23 protein-coding genes are annotated in these 24,128 nt (G+C 69.5%); 19 read left to right on the top strand and 4 right to left on the bottom strand.

The annotated features are described in order from the left end of the window. Nucleotides 1–140 precede the first annotated feature (140 nt). Together KF840_14045 and lnt are read left to right on the top strand one after the other, a co-directional pair. Nucleotides 141–344 (top strand): cold shock domain-containing protein, encoded by a 204-nt coding sequence (locus tag KF840_14045; protein MBX3026025.1) that lies wholly within the window; start codon nt 141–143, stop codon nt 342–344. A 31-nt stretch (nt 345–375) separates the two neighbouring features. After that, the gene (gene lnt / locus KF840_14040; protein ID MBX3026024.1) at nt 376–1,926 is read left to right on the top strand and encodes an apolipoprotein N-acyltransferase; all 1,551 of its coding nucleotides are present in this window, start codon (nt 376–378) and stop codon (nt 1,924–1,926) included. Nucleotides 1,927–2,127: 201 nt separating this feature from the next. On the opposite strand, the gene KF840_14035 is transcribed toward lnt, so the two are convergent. Beyond that, complete coding sequence (locus KF840_14035) at nt 2,128–3,270, bottom strand: acyl-CoA dehydrogenase family protein (protein MBX3026023.1); 1,143 nt, start codon at nt 3,268–3,270, stop codon at nt 2,128–2,130. 85 nt (nt 3,271–3,355) lie between these two features. Then, on the bottom strand, nt 3,356–4,552 hold the full coding sequence (locus KF840_14030; protein MBX3026022.1) for an acyl-CoA dehydrogenase family protein: 1,197 nt from the start codon (nt 4,550–4,552) through the stop codon (nt 3,356–3,358). 319 nt (nt 4,553–4,871) lie between these two features. On the opposite strand from KF840_14030, the gene KF840_14025 reads away from it, so the two are divergent. The 14 genes from KF840_14025 (at nt 4,872) to KF840_13960 (ending at nt 19,661) form a co-directional block, all read left to right on the top strand. Beyond that, nucleotides 4,872–5,522, top strand: coding sequence for a cytochrome c3 family protein (locus tag KF840_14025; protein MBX3026021.1), 651 nt, complete (start codon nt 4,872–4,874; stop codon nt 5,520–5,522). A 28-nt stretch (nt 5,523–5,550) separates the two neighbouring features. Further along, entirely contained in the window at nt 5,551–8,571 is a 3,021-nt protein-coding gene (locus KF840_14020; GenBank protein MBX3026020.1) for a TAT-variant-translocated molybdopterin oxidoreductase, read from the top strand. After that, a complete protein-coding gene (gene nrfD / locus KF840_14015) occupies nt 8,571–9,956 on the top strand; it encodes a polysulfide reductase NrfD (GenBank protein MBX3026019.1) in 1,386 nt (461 codons plus the stop codon). Before KF840_14020 ends, nrfD begins: the two co-directional genes overlap by 1 nt. A gap of 47 nt (nt 9,957–10,003) precedes the next feature. Further along, nucleotides 10,004–10,513, top strand: a complete 510-nt coding sequence (locus KF840_14010) for a DUF3341 domain-containing protein (GenBank protein MBX3026018.1) — start codon at nt 10,004–10,006, stop codon at nt 10,511–10,513. Then, nucleotides 10,513–11,097 carry a cytochrome c gene (locus KF840_14005; GenBank protein ID MBX3026017.1) on the top strand — a complete coding sequence of 195 codons (585 nt, stop codon included), beginning with the start codon at nt 10,513–10,515 and terminating at the stop codon, nt 11,095–11,097. The genes KF840_14010 and KF840_14005 overlap by 1 nt, the downstream gene beginning before the upstream one ends. Further along, nucleotides 11,094–12,281, top strand: a complete 1,188-nt coding sequence (locus KF840_14000; protein MBX3026016.1) for a hypothetical protein — start codon at nt 11,094–11,096, stop codon at nt 12,279–12,281. Before KF840_14005 ends, KF840_14000 begins: the two co-directional genes overlap by 4 nt. Beyond that, nucleotides 12,278–12,685 (top strand): hypothetical protein, encoded by a 408-nt coding sequence (locus KF840_13995; GenBank protein MBX3026015.1) that lies wholly within the window; start codon nt 12,278–12,280, stop codon nt 12,683–12,685. Before KF840_14000 ends, KF840_13995 begins: the two co-directional genes overlap by 4 nt. After that, the gene (locus KF840_13990; protein MBX3026014.1) at nt 12,682–13,581 is read left to right on the top strand and encodes an SCO family protein; all 900 of its coding nucleotides are present in this window, start codon (nt 12,682–12,684) and stop codon (nt 13,579–13,581) included. The genes KF840_13995 and KF840_13990 overlap by 4 nt, the downstream gene beginning before the upstream one ends. A 7-nt stretch (nt 13,582–13,588) precedes the next feature. Beyond that, nucleotides 13,589–14,641 (top strand): cytochrome c oxidase subunit II, encoded by a 1,053-nt coding sequence (gene coxB, locus KF840_13985; protein ID MBX3026013.1) that lies wholly within the window; start codon nt 13,589–13,591, stop codon nt 14,639–14,641. Between the two features lie 11 nt (nt 14,642–14,652). Continuing rightward, the gene (gene ctaD / locus KF840_13980; GenBank protein ID MBX3026012.1) at nt 14,653–16,314 is read left to right on the top strand and encodes a cytochrome c oxidase subunit I; all 1,662 of its coding nucleotides are present in this window, start codon (nt 14,653–14,655) and stop codon (nt 16,312–16,314) included. 70 nt (nt 16,315–16,384) lie between these two features. After that, nucleotides 16,385–16,954, top strand: coding sequence for a cytochrome c oxidase subunit 3 family protein (locus tag KF840_13975; GenBank protein MBX3026011.1), 570 nt, complete (start codon nt 16,385–16,387; stop codon nt 16,952–16,954). A gap of 9 nt (nt 16,955–16,963) precedes the next feature. After that, complete coding sequence (locus tag KF840_13970) at nt 16,964–17,293, top strand: cytochrome C oxidase subunit IV family protein (GenBank protein ID MBX3026010.1); 330 nt, start codon at nt 16,964–16,966, stop codon at nt 17,291–17,293. A 101-nt stretch (nt 17,294–17,394) separates the two neighbouring features. Beyond that, nucleotides 17,395–19,365 carry a 1-deoxy-D-xylulose-5-phosphate synthase gene (gene dxs / locus KF840_13965; protein MBX3026009.1) on the top strand — a complete coding sequence of 657 codons (1,971 nt, stop codon included), beginning with the start codon at nt 17,395–17,397 and terminating at the stop codon, nt 19,363–19,365. 14 nt (nt 19,366–19,379) lie between these two features. Further along, nucleotides 19,380–19,661, top strand: a complete 282-nt coding sequence (locus tag KF840_13960) for a hypothetical protein (protein ID MBX3026008.1) — start codon at nt 19,380–19,382, stop codon at nt 19,659–19,661. Between the two features lie 5 nt (nt 19,662–19,666). Here KF840_13960 and KF840_13955 read toward each other — a convergent pair whose 3' ends face one another. Together KF840_13955 and KF840_13950 are read right to left on the bottom strand one after the other, a co-directional pair. Continuing rightward, the gene (locus KF840_13955; GenBank protein MBX3026007.1) at nt 19,667–20,002 is read right to left on the bottom strand and encodes a hypothetical protein; all 336 of its coding nucleotides are present in this window, start codon (nt 20,000–20,002) and stop codon (nt 19,667–19,669) included. Further along, entirely contained in the window at nt 19,999–21,066 is a 1,068-nt protein-coding gene (locus tag KF840_13950) for a 3-deoxy-7-phosphoheptulonate synthase (protein ID MBX3026006.1), read from the bottom strand. Before KF840_13950 ends, KF840_13955 begins: the two co-directional genes overlap by 4 nt. 349 nt (nt 21,067–21,415) lie before the next feature. Here KF840_13950 and KF840_13945 point away from each other — a divergent pair, with 349 nt between their 5' ends. The 3 genes from KF840_13945 to KF840_13935 all read left to right on the top strand — a co-directional run bounded on the left by KF840_13945 (nt 21,416) and on the right by KF840_13935 (nt 24,118). After that, nucleotides 21,416–21,883 (top strand): SRPBCC family protein, encoded by a 468-nt coding sequence (locus KF840_13945; protein ID MBX3026005.1) that lies wholly within the window; start codon nt 21,416–21,418, stop codon nt 21,881–21,883. A 26-nt stretch (nt 21,884–21,909) separates the two neighbouring features. Beyond that, on the top strand, nt 21,910–22,389 hold the full coding sequence (locus KF840_13940; GenBank protein MBX3026004.1) for a YbhB/YbcL family Raf kinase inhibitor-like protein: 480 nt from the start codon (nt 21,910–21,912) through the stop codon (nt 22,387–22,389). A gap of 67 nt (nt 22,390–22,456) precedes the next feature. Further along, nucleotides 22,457–24,118 carry an ATP-binding cassette domain-containing protein gene (locus KF840_13935; protein MBX3026003.1) on the top strand — a complete coding sequence of 554 codons (1,662 nt, stop codon included), beginning with the start codon at nt 22,457–22,459 and terminating at the stop codon, nt 24,116–24,118. The last annotated feature ends 10 nt before the right edge of the window (nt 24,119–24,128 follow it).

Here is a 24,128-nt window from a genome sequence, read left to right as displayed (position 1 = left end):
GGACCTGCCGGTCGTCAGCGACGCGCAAGCCGCGCTCGAGCCCGGCGCGACCCGGCGAGACGGCGGGCGCTGGCGGCCAGGCCCCGGCCGCGGCGGGCGGCCCGTCGCGTCGTCGGCGCCGTCGGCACGGGTGAGCGGCGATGTTCGGCACCATCAAGAGGATCGTGAAGGACAAGGGATTCGGGTTCATCGTCCCCGACGACGGGAGTGACGAAGTCTTCTTCCACCGCTCGCGTGTGGCGCCGAAGGTGTACTTCGAGGATCTGCGCGAAGGCGAGGAAGTGGAGTTCCAGGTGCGCCGCGGCGAGAAGGGGCCGCAGGCGTTCAACCTGAAACCGCGGTGACCGGCGTGGCGCAGGGGCGCGGAGAGCGCGGATGACGACGCGGCCGGACGCGCTGGCCACGCCGGCGGTGCCCGATGCCGGGGTCCTGACGCGCTGGCAGCTCGTCGCGGCGCCGCTGGTCACCGGCGCGCTGGTGGCGGCGCCGTGGCTGGACTTCTCCCTCTACCCGGTCGCCTGGGTCGCCTTCGTGCCGCTGCTGTGGGCGCTCGGCCGCGCCAGCTCGCGCCGCGAGTCGCTGCGCCTCGGTCTGCTCACCGGCCTCGCCACCAACGTGCCCGCCTTCTACTGGCTGGTCTACACCATCCACGTCTTCGGCGGCTTCCCGTACGCGCTCGCCGTCTTCTTCTACGCCTGTCTGTCGCTCTACTCGGCGACCCAGTTCGTGCTCTTCGCCTGGGGCTTCCACCGCCTGCGCTTCGGGCCGTTGGGGCTCTTCGCGCCGGTGCTCTGGGTGGCGCTCGAGTTCCTCTTCCCCAATCTCTTCCCCTGGCGCATGGCGAACTCGCAGCTCGAGCGGCCGCTGCTGCTGCAGAGCGGCGACCTCGCCGGGCCCTATCTCCTCAGCTTCGTCATGGTGTGGGTGAGCGCCGGCATCGCGCTGGCGCTGGACGGCCGGCGGCGCTTCGCGCCGCTCGCCGCGGCCCTGGCGGCGCTGGCGGCGCTGGTGCTGTACGGGGTCTGGCGCATGCCGATCGTGCAGGCCGCGGTCGACGCCGCGCCGACGGTGCGGGTCGGGCTGGTGCAGGGGAACATCGGCATCCACGAGAAGGGCAACGTATCGCTGTTCGACGTCAATCTCGACCACTACCGCGAGCTGTCGGCGCCGCTGCAGTCGCAGGTCGACGTCCTCATCTGGCCGGAGTCGGTGGCGCAGTGGTGGACCGAGGTCGGAACCGATCAGGTGCCGCCCAAGCACAACCCGTACGTCGGCACCGCCACGTACCTGATCTACGGCGGCCTGGCCTACGAGTATCCCGCGGAGGGCGGCGAGGCGCGGATGTACAACAGCGCCTTCCTCATCGACGGCGACGGGCGCGTCTTCGGCCGCTACGACAAGCAGGTGCTCATCCCGTTCGGCGAGTACATCCCCGGCGGCTCGTTGTTCCCCCAGGTGTACGATCTGAGCCCGCAGACCAGCCACTTCACCGAGGGAAGCGAAATCGCGCCGCTGCAGGTGCCCGGCCTCATCCGCATGGCGCCGCTCATCTGCTACGAGGACGTGCCGAGCCGCATCGCCCGCGCCATGACCGCCGCCGGCGCCGAGGCGCTGCTGACGATCTTCAACGACGCCTGGTTCGGCCGTTCGATGGCGCCGTACCAGCACGAGGCGATCGCCGTCTGGCGGGCGATCGAGAATCGCCGCTACTTCGTGCGCGTCGGCAACGCCGGCGTCACCGGCGTCATCGATCCCTTCGGCCGCATCGTCGACCATCTCGGCCTGTTCACCGCCGAGACCCTGCGCGCCGACATCCGGCCGCTGCGGATCACCACCGTCTACACCCGCATCGGTGACGCCTTCGCCTGGGGCGTCGTGGCGGTCGCGGCCGCCTCGCTCGTCCTCGCGCGCCTGAAGGCGCGCTGAGCAGCGGTCATCGCTGCCGCGGCATCGCTGCGATGCGGCGATCACCGCCGCCGCGCCGGCCTCCGGATCGTCGCCCCATCGGCATCACGCTGCTCCCGGTCACGGTCTCGAGTCTCGCCGATCGCCGTCGCTCCGCTGCCATCGAGTGCATCGTCCCGCTGGTCCGAGGCACGGCCCGCCGGCCGTGGCTGCTCGCGGGAGTCAGTAACCGCGCAGGGTGGCGAAGCGCTCGCGGTGGTGGGCGGCGTCGCCGAACGTGATCTCGGCGGCGCGGGCGCGCTTCAGGTAGAACCCGATGTCGTGCTCGTCGGTCATGCCGATGCCGCCGTGCATCTGCACACCCTCGTTGGCGGCGAGCAGGAAGGCGTCGGCGCAGCGGGCCTTGGCGGCGGAGACGGCCTGCGGCGCCTGCGCGTCGTCCTCGTCGAGTGCCATCGCCGCGGCGAGCACCGCCGAACGCGCCAGCTCGATCTCGGTGAAGACCACGGCGGCGCGGTGCTTGAGCGCCTGGAACGAGCCGATCGGGACGCCGAACTGCTTGCGCGTCTTGAGGTAGTCGAGGGTCATCGCGAACGCCGCCTGCATGCCGCCGAGCATCTCGGCGCAGAGGCCGGCGGTGGCGCGGTCGATCACGGGGGCGAGCAGGGCGGCGCCGTCGTCGACCGCGCCCAGCGCGTCGGCCGCGCCGACCGGCGTGCCGTCGAAACCCACCAGCGCCGCGTTGCGGCCGTCGAGCGTCCACTGGCGGACCACCGACACCCCCGGGGCCCCGCGGTCGAGGAGGAAGAGGGTGATGCCGTCGCGGTCGTTGTCGCCGCCGGCGGTGCGGGCGCTGACGATGAGGCGATCGGCGACGTGCCCGTCGAGGACGAGGCATTTCTCGCCGCGCAGGCGCCACCCATCGCCGGCGCGCTCGGCGCGCGTGGCGACGCGGTGCAGGTCGTAGCGGCTGTGCCGTTCCTGGTGGGCGAGGGCGAGCAACAGGTCGCCGCGGATCAGCGCCGGCAAGACCGCCGCGCGCTGCGCGTCGCTGCCGCCGCGCGCGATGGCGCCGCCGCCGAGCAGCACCGTCGACAGCATCGGCTCCGGCATCAGCCCCTTGCCGAGCTCTTCCAGCACCAGCGCCAGCTCCTTCAGCCCGAGCCCGAGCCCGCCGTACGCCGCGGCGAACGGAATCCCGAGCCAGCCCAATTCCGCCATCTGCTGCCAGAGATCGCGCGAGAATCCATCCGCGTCCCTGGCGTCGCGCAGCGCCCGGATGCGCCGCAGCGACGAGTGATCGCGCACGAACGCCGCCGCGGATTCACGAAGCAGCGATTGCTCCTCGTTCAACGAAAACTGCATCGCATGTGCCTTTCGAGGATCTTCACCACGGAGGCGGGGAGGGCGCCCGCGGACTCCGTGCCTCCGTGGTGACGTCGTCCTTCCTTCAGTCCGGCAGGCCCAGCACGCGCTTGGCGATGATGTTGAGCTGGATCTCCGACGTGCCGCCCTCGATCGAGTTGCCGCGCGAGCGCAGCCACTCGCGGGTGATCTCGAGCTCCTCGGAATCGAAGCCGTCGCCCTCCCAGCCGAGGGCCTGCGGGCCGAGGATGGAAACCATCAGCTCGCGGCGACGCTTGTTCAGCTCGGTGCCGTAATACTTGAAGATCGACGTCTCCGGGCCGGGGGCGTGGCCGGCCTTCGCCTCGTCGCGCGAGCGGGCGAGGGTCCAGTCGAGGCAGCGCTGATCGATCTCGACCTGCGCCAGGCGATGGCGGATGGCCGGATCGGCGATGGCGCCCTCGCGGGGGCCGAGATAATCGCGCGCCAGTTGCACGGCCGTGCGCGTCCGGGTCTCGCCACCGAAGCCCTTGCCGATGTCGGCGATCATCGTCCGTTCGTGACCGAGCAGCGCCTTGGCCACGCCCCAGCCCTTGTTCACCTCGCCCATCACCTGGGTGCGGGGGACGCGGACGTTGTCGAGGAAGGTCTCGCAGAACGGCGAGTAGCCGCTGATCAGCTTGATCGGCTTCACGCTGACGCCGGGGCTGGTCATGTCCATGAGCAGGAAGCTGATGCCCTCGTGCTTCGGCGCCGTGGGATCGGTGCGGACGAGGAGGAACATCCAATCGGCCTGGTCGGCGTAGGAGGTCCACACCTTCTGGCCGGTGACGACGAAGTGGTCGCCGTCGAGCACGGCGCGGGTCTGCAGGCTGGCGAGGTCGGAGCCGGCGCCAGGCTCGGAGTACCCCTGGCACCAGCGAACCTCGCCGCGCACGATCGGCGGGAGGTGGGTGCGTTTCAGCTCCTCGGTGCCGAGTTGCAGCAGCGTCGGTCCGATCATCGTCAGCCCGAAGCCCACCAGCGGCGGTCGCAAGCGCAGCGCGGCGAGCTCCTGCGACAGCACGCGCGCTTCGTCGCGGCCGAGGCCGCCGCCGCCGTACGCGGTCGGCCATGTCGGCGCGGTCCAGCCGCGCGCCGCCATGACGTCGAGCCACCGCTTCACGTCCGGGTTGTCGTAGCGCGCCTTGCGCCCTCCCCAGCACGGCTCTTCGTGCTCGCCGAGCGGCGTGCGCATCGACGCCGGCGCATTCGCCTCCAGCCAGGCGCGCGTCTCGCGCCGGAATTCGTCGAGATCAGCCATGGCCGCACCTTCGAACGCGCCGGCGCGCGCCGTCAAGCGCGCCGCCGCGCCTGGCGGCGCGCCGCGGTGGTCCACCCGCCGGCGCGGGTCGTCTTGCAATTTTCGGCCGTCGCGATAAACGCAAGCGGCTCGTCTGCGCGAGTCGTCCAATCCAATCGAGTCACAAGTGGGATGCTGATCGCGAGGGTCTCGGAGCGCCGGAACGACCGCATCGTGGCGCGCGCGTCGAGATAAGGGGTTCTACATGGGGCGGAAAGCTGATTTCGTCGGCGCTTATGTTGATATGGCGCGACGCTGTCTCGTAATCTCCCGGTGATCCATGTCGCAGGTCTTCCGTCCGTACTCCAACGTTCTCGCCAAGGTCAGCGTCGTCGGGGTGGCGCTGCTGCTCGGCGGCGGGCTCGTCGGCCTCGATCGCCTGTTCCGATCCGCCTACAACACCGGGCAGGACGTGGCGCGCGAACAGCCGGTGCCGTTCAGCCACAAGCACCACGCGGGTGAGCTGGGGATCGACTGCCGCTACTGCCACACCTCGGTCGAGGTGTCCTCCAACGCCGGCTTCCCGCCGACCCAGACCTGCATGAACTGCCATTCGCAGATCTGGTTCCAGAGCCCGACCCTCGAGCCGGTGCGGGCGAGTTGGCGGAGCGGCGAGTCGCTCAACTGGACCAAGGTCTACGACCTCCCCGACTTCGTCTACTTCAACCACTCGATCCACATCGCCAAGGGCGTCGGGTGCGTCAGTTGCCACGGGCGCATCGACAAGATGAACCTCACCTATCAGGTGCCGACGCTGTTCATGGAGTGGTGCCTGGAGTGCCACCGCAATCCGGCGCCCAACCTGCGGCCGCGTTCCGAGGTCTTCAACATGGGATGGGAGCCGCCCGCCGACAATCCGAACCTCGGCGCCGAGCTGATGGCGGCGCACGACGTCCACGGCCGCCAGGACTGCACCGCGTGTCATCGCTGAGCGCGGTCGCCACGAAGGTCTGACAATCATGAGCGTCACGTCCGACGAGCAGACGGCCGCGCCGCGCGGCGGCAAGCCCCGTTCGGCCCTCGATCTGCCGGCCCTACGCGCCCGTCTCGAGGCGCAGTCCGGGAAGCACTACTGGCGGAGCCTCGACGAGCTGGCCGACAGCGAGGAATTCCAGTCGTTCCTGCAGGCCGAGTTCCCCGCCGAGGCGCAGCAGGCGCTCGATCCGGTAGGGCGCCGCACCTTCATCAAGCTGATGGGGGCGTCGCTGGCGCTGGCCGGCGTCAGCGCCTGCACCAAGCAACCGACGGAAACGGTCTTCCCGTACGTGAAGGCCCCCGAGTACATCGTGCCGGGCGAACCGCTCTATTTCGCCACCGCGATGCCGCTCGACGGCATCGGCAGGGGGCTCCTGGTCGAGAGCCACATGGGCCGGCCGACCAAGATCGAGGGCAACCCGGACCATCCGGCGAGCCTCGGCGCGACCGACGTGCTGGCGCAGGCGTCGGTGCTCGGCCTGTACGACCCGGATCGCTCGCAGGTGGTCCGCTATCTCGGGGAGGTGCAGACCTGGCGCAACTTCGCCACCGCGGCGTCGGACCTGCTCGCCAAGCAGCAGGCGAGCGGCGGCGCCGGGCTGCGCATCCTCTCCGGCAACGTCAGCTCGCCGACGACGGCGCGCTTGATGGGCGACCTGCTCGCCAAGTATCCGCAGGCGACCTGGCACCGCTACCAGCCGATCAACAACGCCAACGCGCAGGCGGCGATGCGCACCGCGTTCGGACGCCCGCTCGACGTCCAGTATCGTTTCGACAAGGCCGACCGGATCCTCTCGCTCGATGCCGACTTCCTCGGCGGCGGTCCGGGCATGGTGCGCTACGCCAAGGACTTCACGCGCCGCCGCAAGCTCGATGCCGGCGGCGGGGCGATGAACCGCCTCTATGTGGTCGAGACCTCGACCACCAACACCGGCGCCAAGGCGGATCACCGCCAGCCGCTGCGGCCGGCGGAGATCGCCGAGTTCGCGCTCGGCGTCGCCCGCGGCCTCGGGCTGCCGGTGCGGGCGCCGGTCGGCATGGAGGGGCACCAGGCCCTGATCACCGCCGTGGTGCGCGACCTCCAGGCGCACAAGGGCCGCAGCATCGTGCTCGCGGGCGAGTGGCAGCCGCCGGTGGTGCATCTGCTGGCGGCGGCGATCAACACGGCGCTCGGCGCCGACGGCAGCACGGTGCTGTACACCGAGCCGGTGGTGGCGTCGCCGGTGGACGAGACGCAGTCGCTGCGCGATCTGGTGGCGGCGATGCAGGGCGGCGCGGTCGAGGTCCTGGTGCTGCTCGACGTCAACCCGGTGTACGACGCGCCGGTCGACCTCGAGTTCACCGCCGCGCTCGACAAGGTGCCGACGCGCATCCACCACGGGCTCTACTACGACGAGACCGGCATCCTCAGTCACTGGCACCTGCCGGCGACGCACTATCTCGAGGACTGGGGCGACGTCCGCGCCTACGACGGCACGGCCAGCATCCAGCAGCCGCTGATCGCGCCGCTGTACGATGGGCGCGGCACGCCGGCGGTGCTCTCGGTGCTGCTCGGGCAGCCGGACGCGACCACCCACGACCTGGTGCGCGAGACCTGGAAGAACCAGCTCGGCGGGGACTTCGAGAAATCGTGGCGCAAGGCGGTGCACGACGGCGTCATCGCCAACACCGCCGCGACGCCGGTGCAGCCGAACTGGGTCGGCCAGCCCGCCGACTGGAGCCGGAGCATGCTGCCGCCGCCGGCCGAGCGCCCGGCGGGCGCGGTCGACGTCGTCTTCCGCCCCGATTCGAGCCTGTACGACGGCCGTTTCGCCAACAACGGCTGGCTGCAGGAGGTGCCGAAGCACATCACCCGCGTCACCTGGGACAACCCGGCGCTGATCGCGCCGGCGACCGCGGAGCGGCTCGGCCTCGACGTCGGCGCGCTGGTCGAGGTGACGCTCGCCGGGCGCACCCTGCAGGTACCGGTCTGGATCCAGCCCGGCCACGCGCCGGATGCGATCACCCTCGGCCTCGGCTTCGGCCGGCCGCGCGCCGGGCAGGTCGGCAACGACGTCGGCTTCAACACCTACCTGCTGCGCACCGCCGATGCGCCGTGGAGCGCCAGTGACGCCAGCCTGGTGCCACTCGGCCGTCACTACAAGCTCGCCTGCACCCAGGACCATCATTCGATGCACGGCCGCAACCTGGTGCGCACCGGCACCGTCGAGCAGTTCGAGAAGAAGCCGACCTTCGCGCGCACGCGCGACATGCGCGACAAGTCGCTCTACCCCGGCTTCAAGTTCGAGGGGCATGCCTGGGGCATGACCGTCGACATCGGCAACTGCATCGGCTGCAACGCCTGCGTGGTCGCCTGCCAGGCCGAGAACAACATCCCGGTCGTCGGCAAGGACCAGGTGGCGCGCGGCCGCGAAATGCAGTGGATCCGCATCGACCGCTACTTCGAGGGCGACCTCGACAACCCGCAGACGGTGATGCAGCCGGTGTTCTGCCAGCATTGCGAGCAGGCGCCGTGCGAGGGCGTGTGTCCGGTCAACGCCACGGTGCACGACACCGAGGGCATCAACGCCATGGTGTACAACCGCTGCGTCGGCACCCGGTACTGCTCGAACAACTGCCCCTACAAGGTGCGGCGCTTCAACTTCACGCTCTACAACGACCCGCAGTCCGACGTGCACAAGATGGTGTTCAACCCCGACGTCACCGTCCGCAGCCGCGGCGTGATGGAGAAGTGCACGTACTGCATCCAGCGCATCAACTACGTCCGCATCAAGTCGAAGCGCGAGAATCGGCCGATCACGGACGGTGAGGTCCTCACCGCCTGTCAGCAGGTCTGCCCGGCCGACGCGCTGACCTTCGGCGACATCAACGATCCCGAGGCCGCGGTGACGAAGAACAAGCAGGACCCGCGCAACTACTCGCTGCTGAACGAGCTCGGGACGCTGCCGCGCACCACCTACCTGGCCGGGATCCGCAATCCCAATCCCGATCTGGCGAGGGGCTGATGGCTGCACAGGAACGACAGGGTCGCCACGACGGACTGCCGCCGGTGATCGAGCCGGGGCATTCGTTCGGCACGGTCACCGACAAGATCGCCTCGATCGTTCAGACGCGGCGCACGCCCTGGGGCTGGATCGTCGGCTTCGGCATCGGCTTCACGCTGCTGCAGCTCCTCGGGCTCTCGGTGACCTACCTCTTCCTCAAGGGCACCTACATCTGGGGGCTCAACATCCCGGTCGGCTGGGGCCTCGACATCCTCAACTTCGTCTGGTGGATCGGCATCGGCCACGCCGGCACGCTGATCTCGGCCATCCTGCTGCTCTTCCGGCAGACGTGGCGGACGTCGATCAACCGCTTCGCCGAGGCCATGACCCTGTTCGCCGTCGCCTGCGCCGGCATGTACCCGGTCATCCACACCGGCCGTCCCTGGCTCGCCTACTGGCTGCTGCCCTACCCGAACACGATGGGCATGTGGCCGAACTTCCGCAGCCCGCTGATCTGGGACGTGTTCGCGGTGTCGACCTATGCGACGGTGTCGCTGCTGTTCTGGTTCGTCGGCCTGATCCCCGACCTGGCGACCCTGCGCGACCGCTCGGAGAAGCCGATCGGCAGGACCATCTATGGCGCCCTGGCGATGGGCTGGCGCGGCTCGGCGCAGCACTGGCACCGCTACGAGACGGCGTACCTGCTGCTCGCCGCCCTCTCGACGCCGCTGGTGCTCTCGGTCCACACCATCGTGTCCTTCGACTTCGCCGTCGGCCAGGTGCCGGGCTGGCACGCGACGGTGTTCCCGCCGTACTTCGTCGCCGGCGCCATCTTCGCCGGCTTCGCGATGGTGATGATCATCGCCATCCCGCTGCGCAAGTATTACGGGCTCGAGGATTTCGTGACCATGCGGCACTTCGACTACATGGGCCGCATCACGCTCGCGACCGGCCTGGTCGTGGGCTACGGCTACATGGTCGAGACCTTCATGGCGTTCTACGGCGGCAACAAGTTCGAGATCGCCCTGATGATGAACCGTTTCGGGGGCCCCTACGCGCCGCTCTACTGGATGCTCATCTTCTGCAACATCGTCTCGATCCAGTTGCTGTGGTTCCAGCGCATCCGCTCCAGTCTCGGCTGGCTGTTCTTCATCTCGATCATCGTCAGCATCGGCATGTGGCTGGAGCGCTTCATCATCATCCCGGTCAGCCTGTCGCGCGACTTCCTGCCGTCATCCTGGGGCATGTACTACCCGACCTTCTGGGACTGGTCGACGTTCATCGGCACCCTCGGCCTCTTCACCACCCTGCTGTTCCTGTTCATCCGCCTGCTGCCGATGATCTCGATCTTCGAGGTGCGCACCTTGCTGCCTGAGGCGAAGGTCAACGGGGGGCATCAAGAATGAGCGCGGCGCACGCCAAGACCGCGGGAGACCCGCTGATCTTCGGCCTGATGGCCGAGTTCCACAGCCCGGCCGAGTTGGTCGAGGCGGCGGAACAGGCCACCAGGGCGGGGTACACGCAGTACGACTGCTACACGCCGTTCCCCATCGAGGAACTGGAAGAGGCGATGCCGCACCGCCGCAACTGGCTGCCGTTCCTGGTGCTGATGGGCGGCATCATCGGCGGCGTCGCCGGCTTCTCGCTCGCCTACTTCACCTCGACGGTGATCTATCCGCTGAACGTCGGCGGCAAGCCGCTCAACAGTTGGCCGGCGTTCATCCCGATCACCTTCGAGTGCACGGTGCTGCTGGCCTCGCTGACGGCGGTGTTCGGCATGCTCGGGCTCAACGGCTTCCCGATGCCCTACCATCCGGTGTTCAACGAGAAGCGCTTCGCGCTCGCCTCGCGCGATCGCTTCTTCCTCTGCATCGAATCGACCGATCCGAAGTTCGATCTCGACCAGACCTGGAGCTTCCTGTCGCGCCTGCATCCGACGCAGGTGTCGCAGGTCGAACGCTGATGCGCTGTTCGATCGTCGCGCGCGTCGTCCTCGCCGCCGCGGTGCTGTCGCCGCTCCTCGCCGGCTGCCGGCAGGACATGCACAACCAGCCGAAGTACCGGGCCTTCGCCCACAATCCGTTCTTCCCCGATCAACGCGCCTCGCGGCCGCTGGTCGAGGGCGTGGTGGCGCGCGGCCATCTCGACGAGGACGAGGCGTTCTTCCAGGGCGTCAGCAACGGCGCGCCGGTGGCGACCAACCCGCTCGGCTCGGGCCTCGAGGTGCTGCGGCGGGGCCAGGAGCGCTTCAACATCTACTGCACGCCCTGCCATGACCGCACCGGCAGCGGCGAGGGCATGATCGTGCAGCGCGGCTACAAGCAGCCGCCCTCGTTCCACGACCCGCGCCTGCGCGCGGTGCCCGACGGCTACTTCTTCCAGGTGATGACCAACGGCTTCGCCACCATGCCCGGCTACGCGGCGCAGGTGCCGGCGCGCGATCGCTGGGCGATCGTCGCCTACATCCGCGCGCTGCAGTTGAGCCAGAACGCCACGCTCGCCGACGTCCCCGCCGACGAGCGCGCCAAGTTGGGAGCGGCGCGATGAGCACCCTGCAGGCGACCTTCTCCCTGCCCGAGAACCACGTCCTGCGGCGCGGTCCGAGCGCGCTGCTCGGCCTCGGCGTCCTCGGCCTGGCGGTGCTCGGCGCCGGCGCGCTGGTCGATCGCGAGCAGTTCTTCCGCTCCTATCTCGTCGCCTTCATGTTCTGGGGCGGCATCGCCTTCGGCTGCTTCGGACTGGTGGCGCTCAACCACGTCGCCGGCGGCCGCTGGGGCATCGTCATCCGGCGCATCTGCGAGGCCGGCATCCGCACCCTGCCGCTGGTGGTGGTGCTGTTCCTGCCCATCGTGTTCGGCATGCACGACCTCTACTCGTGGGCCGATCCGCACCATGTCGAGAAGAGCAAGCTGCTCCAGTTCAAGGCGTCCTGGTACCTCAACCCGGAGTTCTTCATCGTCCGCGCGATCATCTATTTCGCCATCTGGATCGGCTTCGGCCGCCTGATGCTGCGCTACTCGCTGGCCCAGGACGCCACCGGCAACCCGAGCCTGGTTCGCACGCTGCAGCTCCTCGGGCGCGGGGCGATCGTGCTCTACGCGCTGACCATGACCTTCGCCGCGGTCGACTGGATGATGTCGCTCGAGCCGCACTGGTACTCGACCATCTACGGCCTGCTCGTGATCGGCGGCCAGGTGCTGAGCGCCTTCGCCTTCGCGATCGCCGTCCTCACCCTCCTGGTCGAGCACGAGCCGGTGGCGCACGTCGCCACCGCCGAGCGCTTCCACGACCTCGGCAAGATGCTGCTGGCGTTCGTCATGATCTACGCCTACTTCGCGTTCTCGCAGTTCCTGATCGTCTGGTCGGGCAACATCCCGGAGGAGACGCCCTGGTACCTCAAGCGCATCGCCGGCGGCTGGGGCGTGATCGCGGTGGCGCTGCCGCTCTTCCACTTCTTCCTGCCGTTCTTCGTGCTGCTGTCGCGGAAGCTGAAGAAGAACCCGCGGCGCCTGATCATCGTCGCCCTGTTGATGCTGTTCATGCGCCTGGTGGACCTGTACTGGATGATCGTTCCCGCCTTCTCGCCCGGGAAGTTCGTGCTGCACTGGATGGATGTCGCGGCGGTCCTCGGGGTCGGCGGCGTCTGGCTGGCGGCGTTCCTGTGGCAACTGCAGGGCCGGCCGGTGCTCCCGCTGCGCGATCCGGCCCTGCCGCTGGAGGCCGCCGCATGAGCCTGCCGCAGGGAGTCAGCGAGTCCGGCCACGCGCCGCACGCGCACGAGGAAGACAACACCGTCCTGCGCCCGGTGGTGATCGCCGGCATCGGACTGATGGTCGCGCTCGTGCTGTCCGCCGTCGCGATGTTGGGCCTGTACCACCTGCTGGCCCGCCAGGAAGCGCGCATGAGCCCGCCCGCCAATCCGCTGGCCGCGGCGGAGGGGCCACGGGTGCCGCCCCAGCCGCGGTTGCAGGCGCATCCGCTCAAGGACCTCGACGAGCTGCGCAAGGCCGAGACCGAGCGTCTCACGACCTACGGATGGGTCGACCAGAGCGCCGGCACGGTCCACATTCCGATCGACCGCGCCATCGACATCCTCGCCTCGCGCGCCGGGGGCACGGGGGCGGCGCCACAATGAGGCGAGCCAGCACGGCGCTCGCGCTCGCGCTCGCGGTGCTCGCGGCACCGCTGAACGCGCGCGCCTTCGAGGGCGGCGGTCCCGTCGATCGCGATGCCGATCGGCGCGGCCAGCCGAGCGAGGTCCGCCCGCCCGAGCTGCGCGACGTCGGCATCGACCAGCACCTCAATCAGCCGGTTCCGCTCGATCTCCCGTTCCGCAACGAGGCCGGCGAGACCGTGACGCTGCGCAGCCTGATGCGCGGCAAGCCGGTGATTCTGTCGCTCGCGTACTACGAGTGCCCGATGCTCTGCACGCTGGTGCTCAATGGCCTGGTGAGCGCCATGCGCGCCCTGCCGTTCGACGCCGGCAACGAGTTCGACGTCATCACCGTCAGCTTCGACCCCACGGACACGCCGGAGCTCGCCGCCAGGAAGAAGGCGACCTACCTGCAGGAGTATCGCCGCCCGGGCGCCGAACGGGGCTGGCACTTCCTCACGGGCGACGAAGCGTCGATCAAACAGCTCACCGACGCGGTCGGCTTCCGCTACACCTACCTGCCGGACAAGAAGCAGTTCGCGCACGCCGCCGGGGTGTTCGTGCTGACGCCGGACGGCATCCTCTCGCGCTACTTCTACGGCGTCGAGCCCGCGCCCCGCGATCTCAAGTTCGGGCTGATGGAGGCCGCCGACGGCAAGATCGGCTCGCCGGTCGACCAGTTGATGCTGTTCTGCTTCCAGTACGATCCGTCGACGGGGCGGTACACCAGCGAGGTGATGACCGCCATCCGCATCGGCGGCATCCTCACCCTCCTCGCGCTCGGCGGGTTCATGTTCCGCACCTGGCGCCAGGACCGCCGCGGCGGGACGGGCGCAGCGACGGCGGCCAAGCCAAGCACCGGGCCGGCCCGGCAGTGAGACGATGATGCGCGCCTACGATTTTCCGCTGTTTCCCGAGCAGGCGTCGACCATGGCCGCCCAGGTCGACTACTTCTATCTCTTCCTGATCGCCGTCAGCCTGTTCTTCGGCGTCATCATCGCCGCGATGCTGGTCGGCTTCTCGATCCGCTTCCGCCGCCGCAATCCGCAGGACGTCGGGCATCACATCCACGGCTCGACCCTGCTCGAGATCGCCTGGTCCGTGATCCCGTTCGGCATCACCATGGTGATCTTCGCCTGGGGCGTGTGGCTGTTCTTCGGTTTCTCGCGCCCGCCCGACAACGCCCACGAGGTGTTCGTGGTCGGCAAGCAGTGGATGTGGAAGCTGCAGCACATGGAGGGGCGGCGCGAGATCAACGAGCTGCACGTCCCGATCGGCCAGGCCGTGAAGCTGACGATGACGTCCGAGGACGTGATCCACAGCTTCTACATCCCGGCCTTCCGCATGAAGTTCGACGTCCTGCCCGGCCGCTACACCACCTCGTGGTTCGAGGCGACCAAGGTCGGCGAGTACCACCTGTTCTGCGCCGAGTACTGCGGCACCGAGCACTCCGGCATGATCGGCAAGATCGTCGTCATGGAGCCGGCGGCGTTCGAGAAGTGGTTGTCCGAGCAGCCGCCGGCGCCGCAACCGCCGGGGCACCCGGCCGCCGCCGCGGTATCGGCCCCGGCGGGCGCCGCCGCGTCGCCGGTCGCCGCGGGCGAGGCGCTCTTCACCGCCAGGGCCTGCGCCACCTGCCACCTGCCGCAGGGCGGCGGCCTCGGGCCGTCACTGGTCGGCGTGTTCGGGCACATGGTCAAGCTCAGCGACGGCAGCGAGGTGCTGGCCGACGAGGCCTACGTCCGCGAGTCGATCCTCAATCCGACCGCCAAGATCGTGCAGGGCTTCCAGCCGGTGATGCCGACCTTCCAGGGGCAGCTCAGCGAAGAGCAGGTGATGCAGCTCATTCAGTACATCAAGTCGCTCGACAAGGGCGCACCGGCCAGCGGACAGGGCGTGGCGCAGACCGCGCCCGTCGGCGCCGACAGCGCTTCCTGAAAGGACGACGCATGGCCACTCCAGCACTCAAGCCCGTCGCCGCCGGGGCGCCGCCCGCGGAGCGCATGCGACGCAGCTACCTCAACGCCGATTACAGCGTCGCCTCGTGGCTGCTCACCGTCGACCACAAGCGGATCGCCGTCCTCTACCTGATCTCGGTCACCGTCTTCTTCATCCTGGGCGGCCTCTTCGCCGCCGGGGTGCGGCTCGAGCTGCTGACCCCGAAGGGCGACCTGCTGCAGGCCGATACGTACAACAAGTTCTTCACCATGCACGGCGTGGTGATGGTCTTCTTCTTCCTCGTGCCCTCGATCCCGGCCACGCTCGGCAACTTCCTGGTGCCGATGATGATCGGCGCCCGCGACCTCGCCTTCCCCCGCATCAACCTGCTGAGCTGGTACGTCTTCATCCTCGGCGGCGCGTTCGCGCTGGCGGCGATGATCTTCGGCGGCGTCGACACCGGCTGGACCTTCTATACGCCGTACTCGACCTCGTACTCGGTCACCAACGTGATGCTGGCCGCGGTCGGCATCTTCATCACCGGCTTCGCCTCGATCCTCACCGGCCTCAACTTCATCGTCACCATCCACCGCATGCGGGCCCCCGGTCTCACCTGGTTCCGCCTGCCGCTGTTCATCTGGGCGCACTACGCCACCAGCCTCATCATGGTGCTCGGCACGCCGGTGATCGCCATCACCATCTTCCTGGTGGCGATCGAGCGCGGCCTGCACATCGGCATCTTCGATCCGGCGCTCGGCGGCGACCCGGTCCTCTTCCAGCACCTGTTCTGGTTCTACTCGCACCCCGCCGTCTACATCATGATCCTGCCCGGCATGGGCGTGATCAGCGAGATCATCACCTGCTTCGCGCGCAAGCCGATCTTCGGCTACAGCTTCATCGCCATGTCGAGTCTCGCCATCGCGGTGCTCGGCTTCGTCGTCTGGGGCCACCACCTGTTCACCAGCAGCCAGTCGGTGTACGCCGCGCTCATCTTCTCGATCCTCAGCTTCGCCGTCGCCATCCCGTCGGCGGTCAAGGTGTTCAACTGGTCGGCCACCCTGTACCGCGGCGCCATCTCCTTCGAGGCGCCGATGCTCTACGCCCTCGGCTTCATCGGCCTGTTCACCGTCGGTGGCCTCACCGGTCTGTTCCTGGCGGCGATCGGGCTCGACCTGCACGTCCACGACACCTACTTCGTGGTCGCCCACTTCCACTACATCATGGTCGGCGGCGCGGTGCTGGCGTTCCTCGGCGGCCTGCACTTCTGGTGGCCGAAGATGTTCGGCCGCATGTATCCCGAGATGCCGGCGCGGGTGGCGGCGGTGATCGTCTTCATCGGCTTCAACCTGACGTTCTTCCCCCAGTTCCTGCTCGGCTATCTCGGCATGCCGCGGCGCTACCACGCCTATCCGGCCGAGTTCCAGGTGCTGAACGTGATGTCCACGGCCGGCGCCTCGATCCTCGCCGTCGGCTATCTGCTGCCGTTCTGCTACCTGTTGTGGTCGCTGAAGTTCGGTCCCAAGGCGGCCAACAATCCCTGGGGCGCGACCGGGCTGGAGTGGACGACGCCCTCGCCGCCGCCGACCGAGAACTTCGCCGAACAGCCGATCGTGACCGCGGAACCGTACACCTACGGAACGGCGGAAGACCTGGAGGAGGTGTCCGTTGCTTGAGCAGACGGCGCCCTACGTCGCGCACCACTTCGACGACGCGGAGCAGCAGCATGACGCGTCGACCCTGGGCATGTGGTTCTTCCTCGCCCAGGAGGTCATGTTCTTCGGCGGCCTCTTCACCGCCTACGTGGTGTACCGCACCGCCTTTCCGGAGGCCTTCCACGCCGGCAGCCACGAGCTGGACATCTCGCTCGGCGCCTTCAACACCCTGGTGCTGCTGACCAGCAGCTTGACCATGGCGTTGTCGGTGCACGCCGCGCAGGTCAGCAAGCGCGGCATGCTGATCGTCAATCTCATCCTCACCCTGATCCTCGGCTTCGTCTTCCTCGGGGTGAAGGTGGTCGAGTACGCCGCCAAGTTCGAGCACCACCTGGTGCCGGGGCCGCACTTCCAGTTCCACGGCGCCGACCCGACCAACGCCCAGCTCTTCTTCTCGCTCTACTTCGCGATGACCGGCCTGCACGCGCTGCACATGATCGTCGGCGCCGGCCTGCTGCTGGTGCTCATCGTCCGGTCCTACCAGGGGATGTTCAATCGCAACTACTATACCCCGGTCGAGATGGTCGGCCTCTACTGGCACTTCGTCGACCTGATCTGGATCTTCCTCTTCCCGCTGCTCTACCTGCTCGGGCGGCACTGAGGGGCTGCGATGTCGTCTGCTTCCGCCGGTCACTCCGCCGATCACTCCAACGCGCTGCCGGTCTCGACCTGCATCGCGGTGTACGTCGCCCTGCTCGGGCTGACCGCCATCACCGTCGGCGCCGCGTTCCTCGACATGGCGTTCCTCAATACGCCGGTCGCGCTCGGCATCGCCTCCGCCAAGGCGCTGCTGGTCATGTATTTCTTCATGGAGCTGCGGCACAGCGAGAAGCTCAACTGGGTCGTCATCGGCTCGTCCCTGTTCTTCCTCGCCATCATGATCCTGCTCACCATGTCCGACATGGTGAGCCGCGGCTGGCTCGGCGTTCCGGGGAAGTAGGGCGCCCGTTCCGTCCCGGTCGGCCTATGCCGGCGGGCGTCCCCCCGGTGGGCGCGAACCCTCCCTAGGCGCGGACCGCGCTCGGGTGTAGCGTGGCGGCGATGCGCGCACCGCTGGAGTCCCCGTACCCATTGCTCGACGCGCTGGGCTCGCCCCAGGACGTCAAGGACATGGACGCCGACGGCCTGCGGGCGCTGGCCGGCGATCTGCGGCGTTTCATCATCGACTCGGTGACCCGCACCGGCGGCCACCTCGGAGCCGGTCTCGGCGTCGTCGAGCTCACCCTGGCGCTCTTCGCCGAGTATCAGTTCAACGACCGCGACAAGCTGATCTGGGACGTCGGCCACCAGTGCTACCCGCACAAGCTGCTCACCGGACGGCGCGACCGCTTCGCGACCCTGCGCCAGTGGCAGGGGCTGTCGGGGTTTCCGGACCCGGAGGAGTCGCCGTACGACACGGTGAAGACCGGCCACGGCGGCACCAGCATCTCAACGGCGATGGGCTTCGCGCTCGCCTGGCGGGGCAGCGAGGCCGATGTCGGCCGCAAGGCGGTGGCGGTCATCGGCGACGGCTCGATGCAAGAGGGCAACGCCTTCGAGGCGCTGAACCACGGCGGCGCCTACCGCGACCTCGAGCTGGTGGTGGTGCTCAACGACAACAACATGAGCATCAGCCCGAGCGTCGGCGCGCTCAGCGCCTATTTGTCGCGGGTGCGCAGCTCGACCTGGCTCAACCAGCGCCTGCGCACCATCCAGGGCGCCATCCGCCGCATTCCGGGCGTCGGCGACGACGTCGACGACGTGCTGCAGCGCTGGTACCACTCGCTGCAGGGCATCATCCCGCACCACGCCCTCGGCATCATCTTCGAGGAGCTCGGGTTCTTCTATTACGGGCCGATCGACGGCCACGACATCGACGCCCTGCGCACCGCCTTCCGCGCCACCCGCTGGATGCGCCGCCCGGTGCTGATCCACGCCATCACCACCAAGGGGCGCGGCTACCGGGACGATGTCCCCGAGGCGACCTGCTACCACGCCGCCAGCGGCAGCCAGCCGCCGGCCGCCGCCGCGATCGCGGAGTACCCCGACCAGGGCGGTCCGACGTTCACCGCCGCCTTCGCGGCGCACGCCGGTACGCTGCTCGAACGCGACCCGCGGGTGGTCGTGCTCACCGCGGCCATGCTCGACGGCACCGGCCTCACCCCGGTGCAGCAGCGATTCCCCGAGCGCGTGCTCGACGTCGGCATGGCCGAGCAGCACGCGGTTGCCCTCGCCGCCGGCCTGGCCCTCGCCGGCCATCGACCGATCGCGGCGATCTACTCGACCTTCCTCCAGCGCGCCTACGATCAGCTCTTCCAGGAGGTGGCGCTGCAGAACGCGCCGGTGCTCTTCTGCCTCGACCGCGGCGGCGTCGTCGGCAACGACGGCGCGACCCACAACGGCGTCTTCGACATCACCTACCTGCGCTGCCTGCCGAACTTCGTCCTGATGGCGCCGCGCGACAGCGGCGAGTTGGCGGCGATGATGGATCTCGCGCTCACCGTCGACGGTCCGACCGCCATCCGCTTCCCGCGCGGCAGCGGCGCCGCGCCGGGCGCGCAACTGCCGCACGCCCCGTTCCGCGTCGGCGAGGCCGAGCGGGTCGCCGATGGCCGCGACGGCTGCATCCTGGCCTACGGCCCGATGGTCTATGCCGCGCTGGCGGCGCGGCAGCGGCTGCGCGAGACCAGCGGCCGGACGCTGGCGGTGGTCAACGCCCGCTTCGCCAAGCCGCTCGACGAGCGCCTGATCGCCGCCGAGCTCGCCGAGCAGCCGGTGGTCTTCACCCTCGAGGACCACGTCGCTGCCGGCGGGTTCGGCTCCGCCGTTCTCGAGCTCGCCCGCCGCCAGCCGGGGCTCGACGCCAACCGCGTCGAATTGCTGGCGCTGCCCGATCGCTTCATCGACCACGGCCAGCGCGGCGAGCAGTTGGCGTCGGTCGGCCTCGACCTCGACCAGCTCACCGACCGCATCGCCGCTCGCCTCGCCGCGCTTCGTCCCGGCGCCCCCGTGCGCCTGGTCACCGGCATCTGAAGAGGAGCCTCGCCATGCGCGCCACCACTGGGATCCGCCTCGTCGCCCTGACCCTGATGCTCGCCGCCGCGACGGCGGCGCTGGCCGAGGAGCCGTCGATCAAGCAGGGCTTCGAGGAGCTCGGCCGCGGCATCAAGGCCGACACCAAGAAGGGGTGGGACGCGACCAAGGATGTCGCCAAGGACGGTTGGGACGCCACCAAGCGCGGCACCGGCACGGCGCTGGAAAAGACCGGCGAGGGTCTGAACAAGGCCGGCGGTTCCCTCCAGGGCGCCGGCACCGACGTCAAGGAGTGATCCCGTCAGTTCTTCCCGCAGGCGGCGACGATGTCGTCCGCCGTTCCCAACTCGCCGTCGGCGCCCGGCGACCGGAGGACGATTCCCTCGCCGCCGACGCTGATCTGCACCGCGTGACCCCAGGCGTCGGCCGGGTGTCGGAGCAGGTCGCCCGCCGGCCGCGCGGTCGGCGCCGGCGTGGCCGGCCCGCGATGCTTGCCGCACGCATCGCAGGGCATGCTGAGCTCACCGCACAATCGCTGCAGCAGCGCGCGGGTCGCGTCGTCGTTGCCGGGCGTTTGCGCCCGCGCCGACGCCGCCAGCAGCAGCGACGCGATCATCAGGCGCCGCATGCCGCTCACGCCGCGCGCCGCCGCGGGGTCGAGTCGGCGAGCTCGTGGAGCAGCGCCTCGGTCTCGTCCCAGCCGATGCAGGCGTCGGTGATCGATACGCCGTAGGCGAGCCGTTCGTCCGGCATCCAATTCTGCCGCCCGGGTTGCAGGTTGCTCTCCAGCATCAGGCCGAGGACGCGGCCCTCGCCGTCCCGCACCTGCGCCGCGACGGCGCGACAGACGGCGCCCTGGCGCTGGTGGTCCTTGCCCGAGTTGTCATGCGAGCAGTCGATCATGATCGGCCGCGCGATGGCCTCGTCGGCGAGCAGCCGGGCGGCGCGCGCGATCGCCTCCGGGCCGTAGTTCGGATCGCCGGCGCCGCCGCGCAGGACGATGTGGCGGTCGGGGTTGCCGGTGGTCTGGACGACGCTCACGGCGCCGTTGCGGTCGATGCCGAGGAAACTGTGCGGGTGGCGCGCCGAGATCATCGCGTTGAGCGCCACCTGGAGCCCGCCGTCGGTGCCGTTCTTGAACCCCACCGGCATCGAGAGCCCGCTCGCCATCTCGCGATGCGTCTGGCTCTCCGTCGTGCGGGCGCCGATCGCGACCCAGCTCAGCAGGTCGGCGATGTACTGGGGCACGATCGGGTCGAGCATCTCGCCGGCGCAGGCGATGCCCATGCCGTTGATGTCGAGCAGGATGCGGCGCGCCAGGTGCAGGCCGGCGGGGAGATCGCACGAGCCGTCGAGCAGCGGGTCGTTGATCAATCCCTTCCAACCGACGGTGGTGCGCGGCTTCTCGAAGTAGGTGCGCATCACCAGCACCAGCGAATCACGGGTCGCGTCGGCCACCCGCCGCAGGCGCCGGGCGTAGTCGAGCGCGGCGTCCGGATCGTGGATCGAGCACGGCCCGACGATCACCACCAGGCGGTGGGTGTCGCGCCCGTGCAGCACGTCGCGGATGGCGGCCCGCCCGGCGAGCACGGTCGACGCCGCGGCGTCGGTGAGCGGCAACGCCGCCTTCACGTCGCGCGGCGGCGGCAGCGGCCGCAGGGCGGCGAGGTTGCGGTCTTCGATGGCTTCGCTGTGGTGCATGACAGCTCCAGAAAACAAAAAAGCCCTGGGGATTGCCCCAGGGCTTCGGGTGTCGTCGGTTGGCTCGGCGGCGCTATGCCGAGGTGAGACCCTCCCGCAGCCCTGGGCGGCGCCAGGTAAAGTACCCAAAAAACCAGCTCCGGGTCTGCGACGCGATCATCACCGTTCCCAGCTATCGCACATTGCGCGGGAGCGTCAACCGGGATCTGCTGCGGCCCCTCGCCTCCGGGAGGGATCCCGACCAGATCCCGCCGCGCGGAGGCACACGGGGCCGGCTGGACGCGCAGGGAGGACGTCGCGTCCGCGTCCATCTGTGGCCATCGGCGTCCATCTGTGTTTTCAGACGCGCATGGCCAAGTTCCCCACCGAGGTCGAGGGGTCGGTCACCGTCAAGGTGCCGATCGAGAAGGCGTACAAGTATCTCTGGGACGTCGTCGGCTCGTCGAAGCACATCCCGGGGCTGGCGAGCTGCAAGAAGGTCGGCAACGACACCTATCGCTTCGTCTACGACGAGCGCTCGACCGCCGGGCTGACCATGAAGGTCCAGTACACGGCGGCGTACGAGACCGACGGCAAGACCTCGATCGTCTTCGTCAGCGCGCCGGCGAAGGGCGACAACACCGACGTCGACGGCGAGATCCGCTTCCAGAAGGCCGGCACCGGGACCAAGATCACGTTGCGGCAGATGGTCGCGCCCGACACGCCGGTGCCGTCGCTGCTGCAGCGCCTGGTGAAGTCGTTCGCCGAGAAGGAGGCGAGCGCCACGGTGAAGGAATACCTCGCCAACGTGAAGGAGGCGCTGGAGGCGAAGGCGTGACCGCCGCCGCGCTGCTCGCCATCGTCATGTCCCCCGCGTTCGCCATCACCTCGCCCGCGTTCGCTCCCGGCCAGTCGATCCCCGTCCTCCACACCTGCCAGGGCGCGGACGTCTCGCCGCCGCTCCACTGGGCCGCGCCGCCGGCCGGCACCAGGAGCCTGGCCCTGATCGTCGACGATCCCGACGCCCCCGATCCCGCCGCGCCGCGCATGGTGTTCGCACACTGGCTGCTCTACAACCTGCCGCCGCAGGCCGGCGCGCTGCCGGCGGGCGTCCAGCCCGAGGCGCTGCCCGCCGGCGCCCGGCAGGGACGCAACGACTTCCGCCGCATCGGTTACGGCGGACCCTGTCCGCCGATCGGACGCCACCGCTACTTCTTCAAGCTCGTCGCCCTCGACGCCGTGCTCCCCGACCTCGGCGCCCCCACGAAGACACAGCTCGAGGAGGCGATGCAGGGCCACGTGCTCGCCACCGCCGAGCTCGTCGGCACCTACCAGAAGTCGTAGCGCCGGCCGCCGCCTTGCGCCGGCGGTCTCCGCTGACACATAGGAGAGCGCAGCCGCCCACCCGTCCATGCCCGACGCCGTCATCGCCGACCACCTCACCCGCAGCTTCGGCAGCCGCGTCGCGGTCGATTCCCTGAATCTCACCATCGCCCAGGGCGAGATCTTCGGGCTCCTCGGTCCCAACGGATCCGGCAAGACGACGTTGATCCGCATGCTCTGCGGACTGCTCGCGCCGACCTCGGGCAGCGCCAGCGTCGGCGGCTACGACATCGTCCGCCAGCCGGAGGAGATCAAACGCCACATCGGCTACGTCTCGCAGCGCTTCAGCCTCTATCCCGACCTCACCGTGCGCGAGAACCTCGACTTCTTCGGCACGGTGTACGGCGTCGGCGCCGCCCGCGCCGCCGAGCGCCAGCGCGAGCTCCTCCACCTCTGCGGCCTGGAGGGCCGCGAGCGGCAACAGGCCGGCAGCCTCTCGGGCGGGCTCAAGCAGCGCCTGGCGCTCGCCTGCGCGCTGCTGCACGAGCCCGAGATCCTGTTCCTCGACGAACCCACCGCCGGCGTCGACCCGGTGGCGCGCCGCCTGTTGTGGGATCTGCTCTTTCAGCTCGCCCAGTCGGGGACGACGCTGTTCGTCACCACCCACTACATGGACGAGGCCGAGCGCTGCACCAAGGCGGCATACATCTACTACGGGCGGCTGCTGGTCAGCGGCGATCCCAACTCGATGAAGCGCCAGGAGATCGCCCACACCAACCGTCGCGTCGAGATCGTCTGCGAACCGCTGATGCCGGCGCTGGCGGCGCTGCGCGACGCGCCGTACGTCGACGACGTCAGCGTCTTCGGCCAGGCCCTGCACATCCGGCTGCGCGACGTGCCGCCGGAGCCCGAGGGGTCCGGTCAGTTCGCGTCGTTCGCCTCCGCCGCCCGCCGCGCGGCGGTGCGCCACGTGCTCCGCCAGACGCTGCTCGATGCCGGCATCGAGGTGGCCGAGAACCAGGTGCACTCGGTCTCCCCGACGCTGGAGGACATCTTCGTCAGCCTGACGCGGCAGATGGACACCAGCCTGGCGGCCCCCGAGCACGTCTTCGCCCCGCGCGCGACGCAACACCCGGCGCATCAGGTGGAGGCCCGCTACGGACCGGGCGAGGTGATCTTCCGCCAGGGCGACCACGGCGAGGAGATGTTCGTCGTCGCCGAGGGGGCGGTCGGGCTGTCGATCGCGGTCGAGGGCCACGAGCAGCGGATCGCGGTGCTCGGTCCGGGCGAGTTCTTCGGCGAGCTGTCACTGCTCAGCGGCGCGCCGCGGACGGCGACGGCGACGGCGCAGGAGGCGACCGCGCTGCTCGCCATCAGCCGCGACGTGTTCAAGATGATGGTGCAGGACGACCTCGAGATCGTGTTCGAGATGATGAAGGAGCAGGGGACGCGCATCAGCGCCAGCCATCGGCCGCTCCTCGAGCTCGGCCAGCGGCTCGATGCCGTGCGCATCGCCGCCTGGGCCCTGCAGCGGGTGCGCGTCCCGCACGATGCGCTGCCGGTGGCGTTCGACGTCGAAGCGCTGGGCGGAGCGCTCGGCCTCAGCCCGCGGGCGGTGCGCGACAGCATCGGCGACTTCGTCGCCCACGGCGCGGGTCGCCTCGAGGGCGCCCGCTGGACGATCGCCGCCGGCGAGCAGGTCGATCGGCTGCTCGAGCGACTCTCGGCCTACGCCGCGGGCCGCGGCTGAGCGCGCGCCG

Source organism: bacterium (assembly GCA_019637795.1).
In the GTDB taxonomy this organism is placed as follows: Bacteria; Desulfobacterota; Binatia; order HRBIN30; family CADEER01; genus JAHBUY01.
Note: the sequence above shows the minus strand (reverse complement) of the source record. Positions and strands in the feature narration are given on the sequence as shown.

What these genes read in the sequence shown, in the direction of transcription:
- KF840_14045 (MBX3026025.1), top strand. Translation starts at nt 141, where the DNA reads ATGTTCGGCACCATCAAGAGGATCGTGAAGGACAAGGGATTCGGGTTC.
- lnt (MBX3026024.1), top strand. Translation starts at nt 376, where the DNA reads ATGACGACGCGGCCGGACGCGCTGGCCACGCCGGCGGTGCCCGATGCC.
- KF840_14035 (MBX3026023.1), bottom strand. Translation starts at nt 3,270, where the DNA reads ATGCAGTTTTCGTTGAACGAGGAGCAATCGCTGCTTCGTGAATCCGCG.
- KF840_14030 (MBX3026022.1), bottom strand. Translation starts at nt 4,552, where the DNA reads ATGGCTGATCTCGACGAATTCCGGCGCGAGACGCGCGCCTGGCTGGAG.
- KF840_14025 (MBX3026021.1), top strand. Translation starts at nt 4,872, where the DNA reads ATGTCGCAGGTCTTCCGTCCGTACTCCAACGTTCTCGCCAAGGTCAGC.
- KF840_14020 (MBX3026020.1), top strand. Translation starts at nt 5,551, where the DNA reads ATGAGCGTCACGTCCGACGAGCAGACGGCCGCGCCGCGCGGCGGCAAG.
- nrfD (MBX3026019.1), top strand. Translation starts at nt 8,571, where the DNA reads ATGGCTGCACAGGAACGACAGGGTCGCCACGACGGACTGCCGCCGGTG.
- KF840_14010 (MBX3026018.1), top strand. Translation starts at nt 10,004, where the DNA reads ATGGCCGAGTTCCACAGCCCGGCCGAGTTGGTCGAGGCGGCGGAACAG.
- KF840_14005 (MBX3026017.1), top strand. Translation starts at nt 10,513, where the DNA reads ATGCGCTGTTCGATCGTCGCGCGCGTCGTCCTCGCCGCCGCGGTGCTG.
- KF840_14000 (MBX3026016.1), top strand. Translation starts at nt 11,094, where the DNA reads ATGAGCACCCTGCAGGCGACCTTCTCCCTGCCCGAGAACCACGTCCTG.
- KF840_13995 (MBX3026015.1), top strand. Translation starts at nt 12,278, where the DNA reads ATGAGCCTGCCGCAGGGAGTCAGCGAGTCCGGCCACGCGCCGCACGCG.
- KF840_13990 (MBX3026014.1), top strand. Translation starts at nt 12,682, where the DNA reads ATGAGGCGAGCCAGCACGGCGCTCGCGCTCGCGCTCGCGGTGCTCGCG.
- coxB (MBX3026013.1), top strand. Translation starts at nt 13,589, where the DNA reads ATGCGCGCCTACGATTTTCCGCTGTTTCCCGAGCAGGCGTCGACCATG.
- ctaD (MBX3026012.1), top strand. Translation starts at nt 14,653, where the DNA reads ATGGCCACTCCAGCACTCAAGCCCGTCGCCGCCGGGGCGCCGCCCGCG.
- KF840_13975 (MBX3026011.1), top strand. Translation starts at nt 16,385, where the DNA reads ATGTGGTTCTTCCTCGCCCAGGAGGTCATGTTCTTCGGCGGCCTCTTC.
- KF840_13970 (MBX3026010.1), top strand. Translation starts at nt 16,964, where the DNA reads ATGTCGTCTGCTTCCGCCGGTCACTCCGCCGATCACTCCAACGCGCTG.
- dxs (MBX3026009.1), top strand. Translation starts at nt 17,395, where the DNA reads ATGCGCGCACCGCTGGAGTCCCCGTACCCATTGCTCGACGCGCTGGGC.
- KF840_13960 (MBX3026008.1), top strand. Translation starts at nt 19,380, where the DNA reads ATGCGCGCCACCACTGGGATCCGCCTCGTCGCCCTGACCCTGATGCTC.
- KF840_13950 (MBX3026006.1), bottom strand. Translation starts at nt 21,066, where the DNA reads ATGCACCACAGCGAAGCCATCGAAGACCGCAACCTCGCCGCCCTGCGG.
- KF840_13945 (MBX3026005.1), top strand. Translation starts at nt 21,416, where the DNA reads ATGGCCAAGTTCCCCACCGAGGTCGAGGGGTCGGTCACCGTCAAGGTG.
- KF840_13940 (MBX3026004.1), top strand. Translation starts at nt 21,910, where the DNA reads ATGTCCCCCGCGTTCGCCATCACCTCGCCCGCGTTCGCTCCCGGCCAG.
- KF840_13935 (MBX3026003.1), top strand. Translation starts at nt 22,457, where the DNA reads ATGCCCGACGCCGTCATCGCCGACCACCTCACCCGCAGCTTCGGCAGC.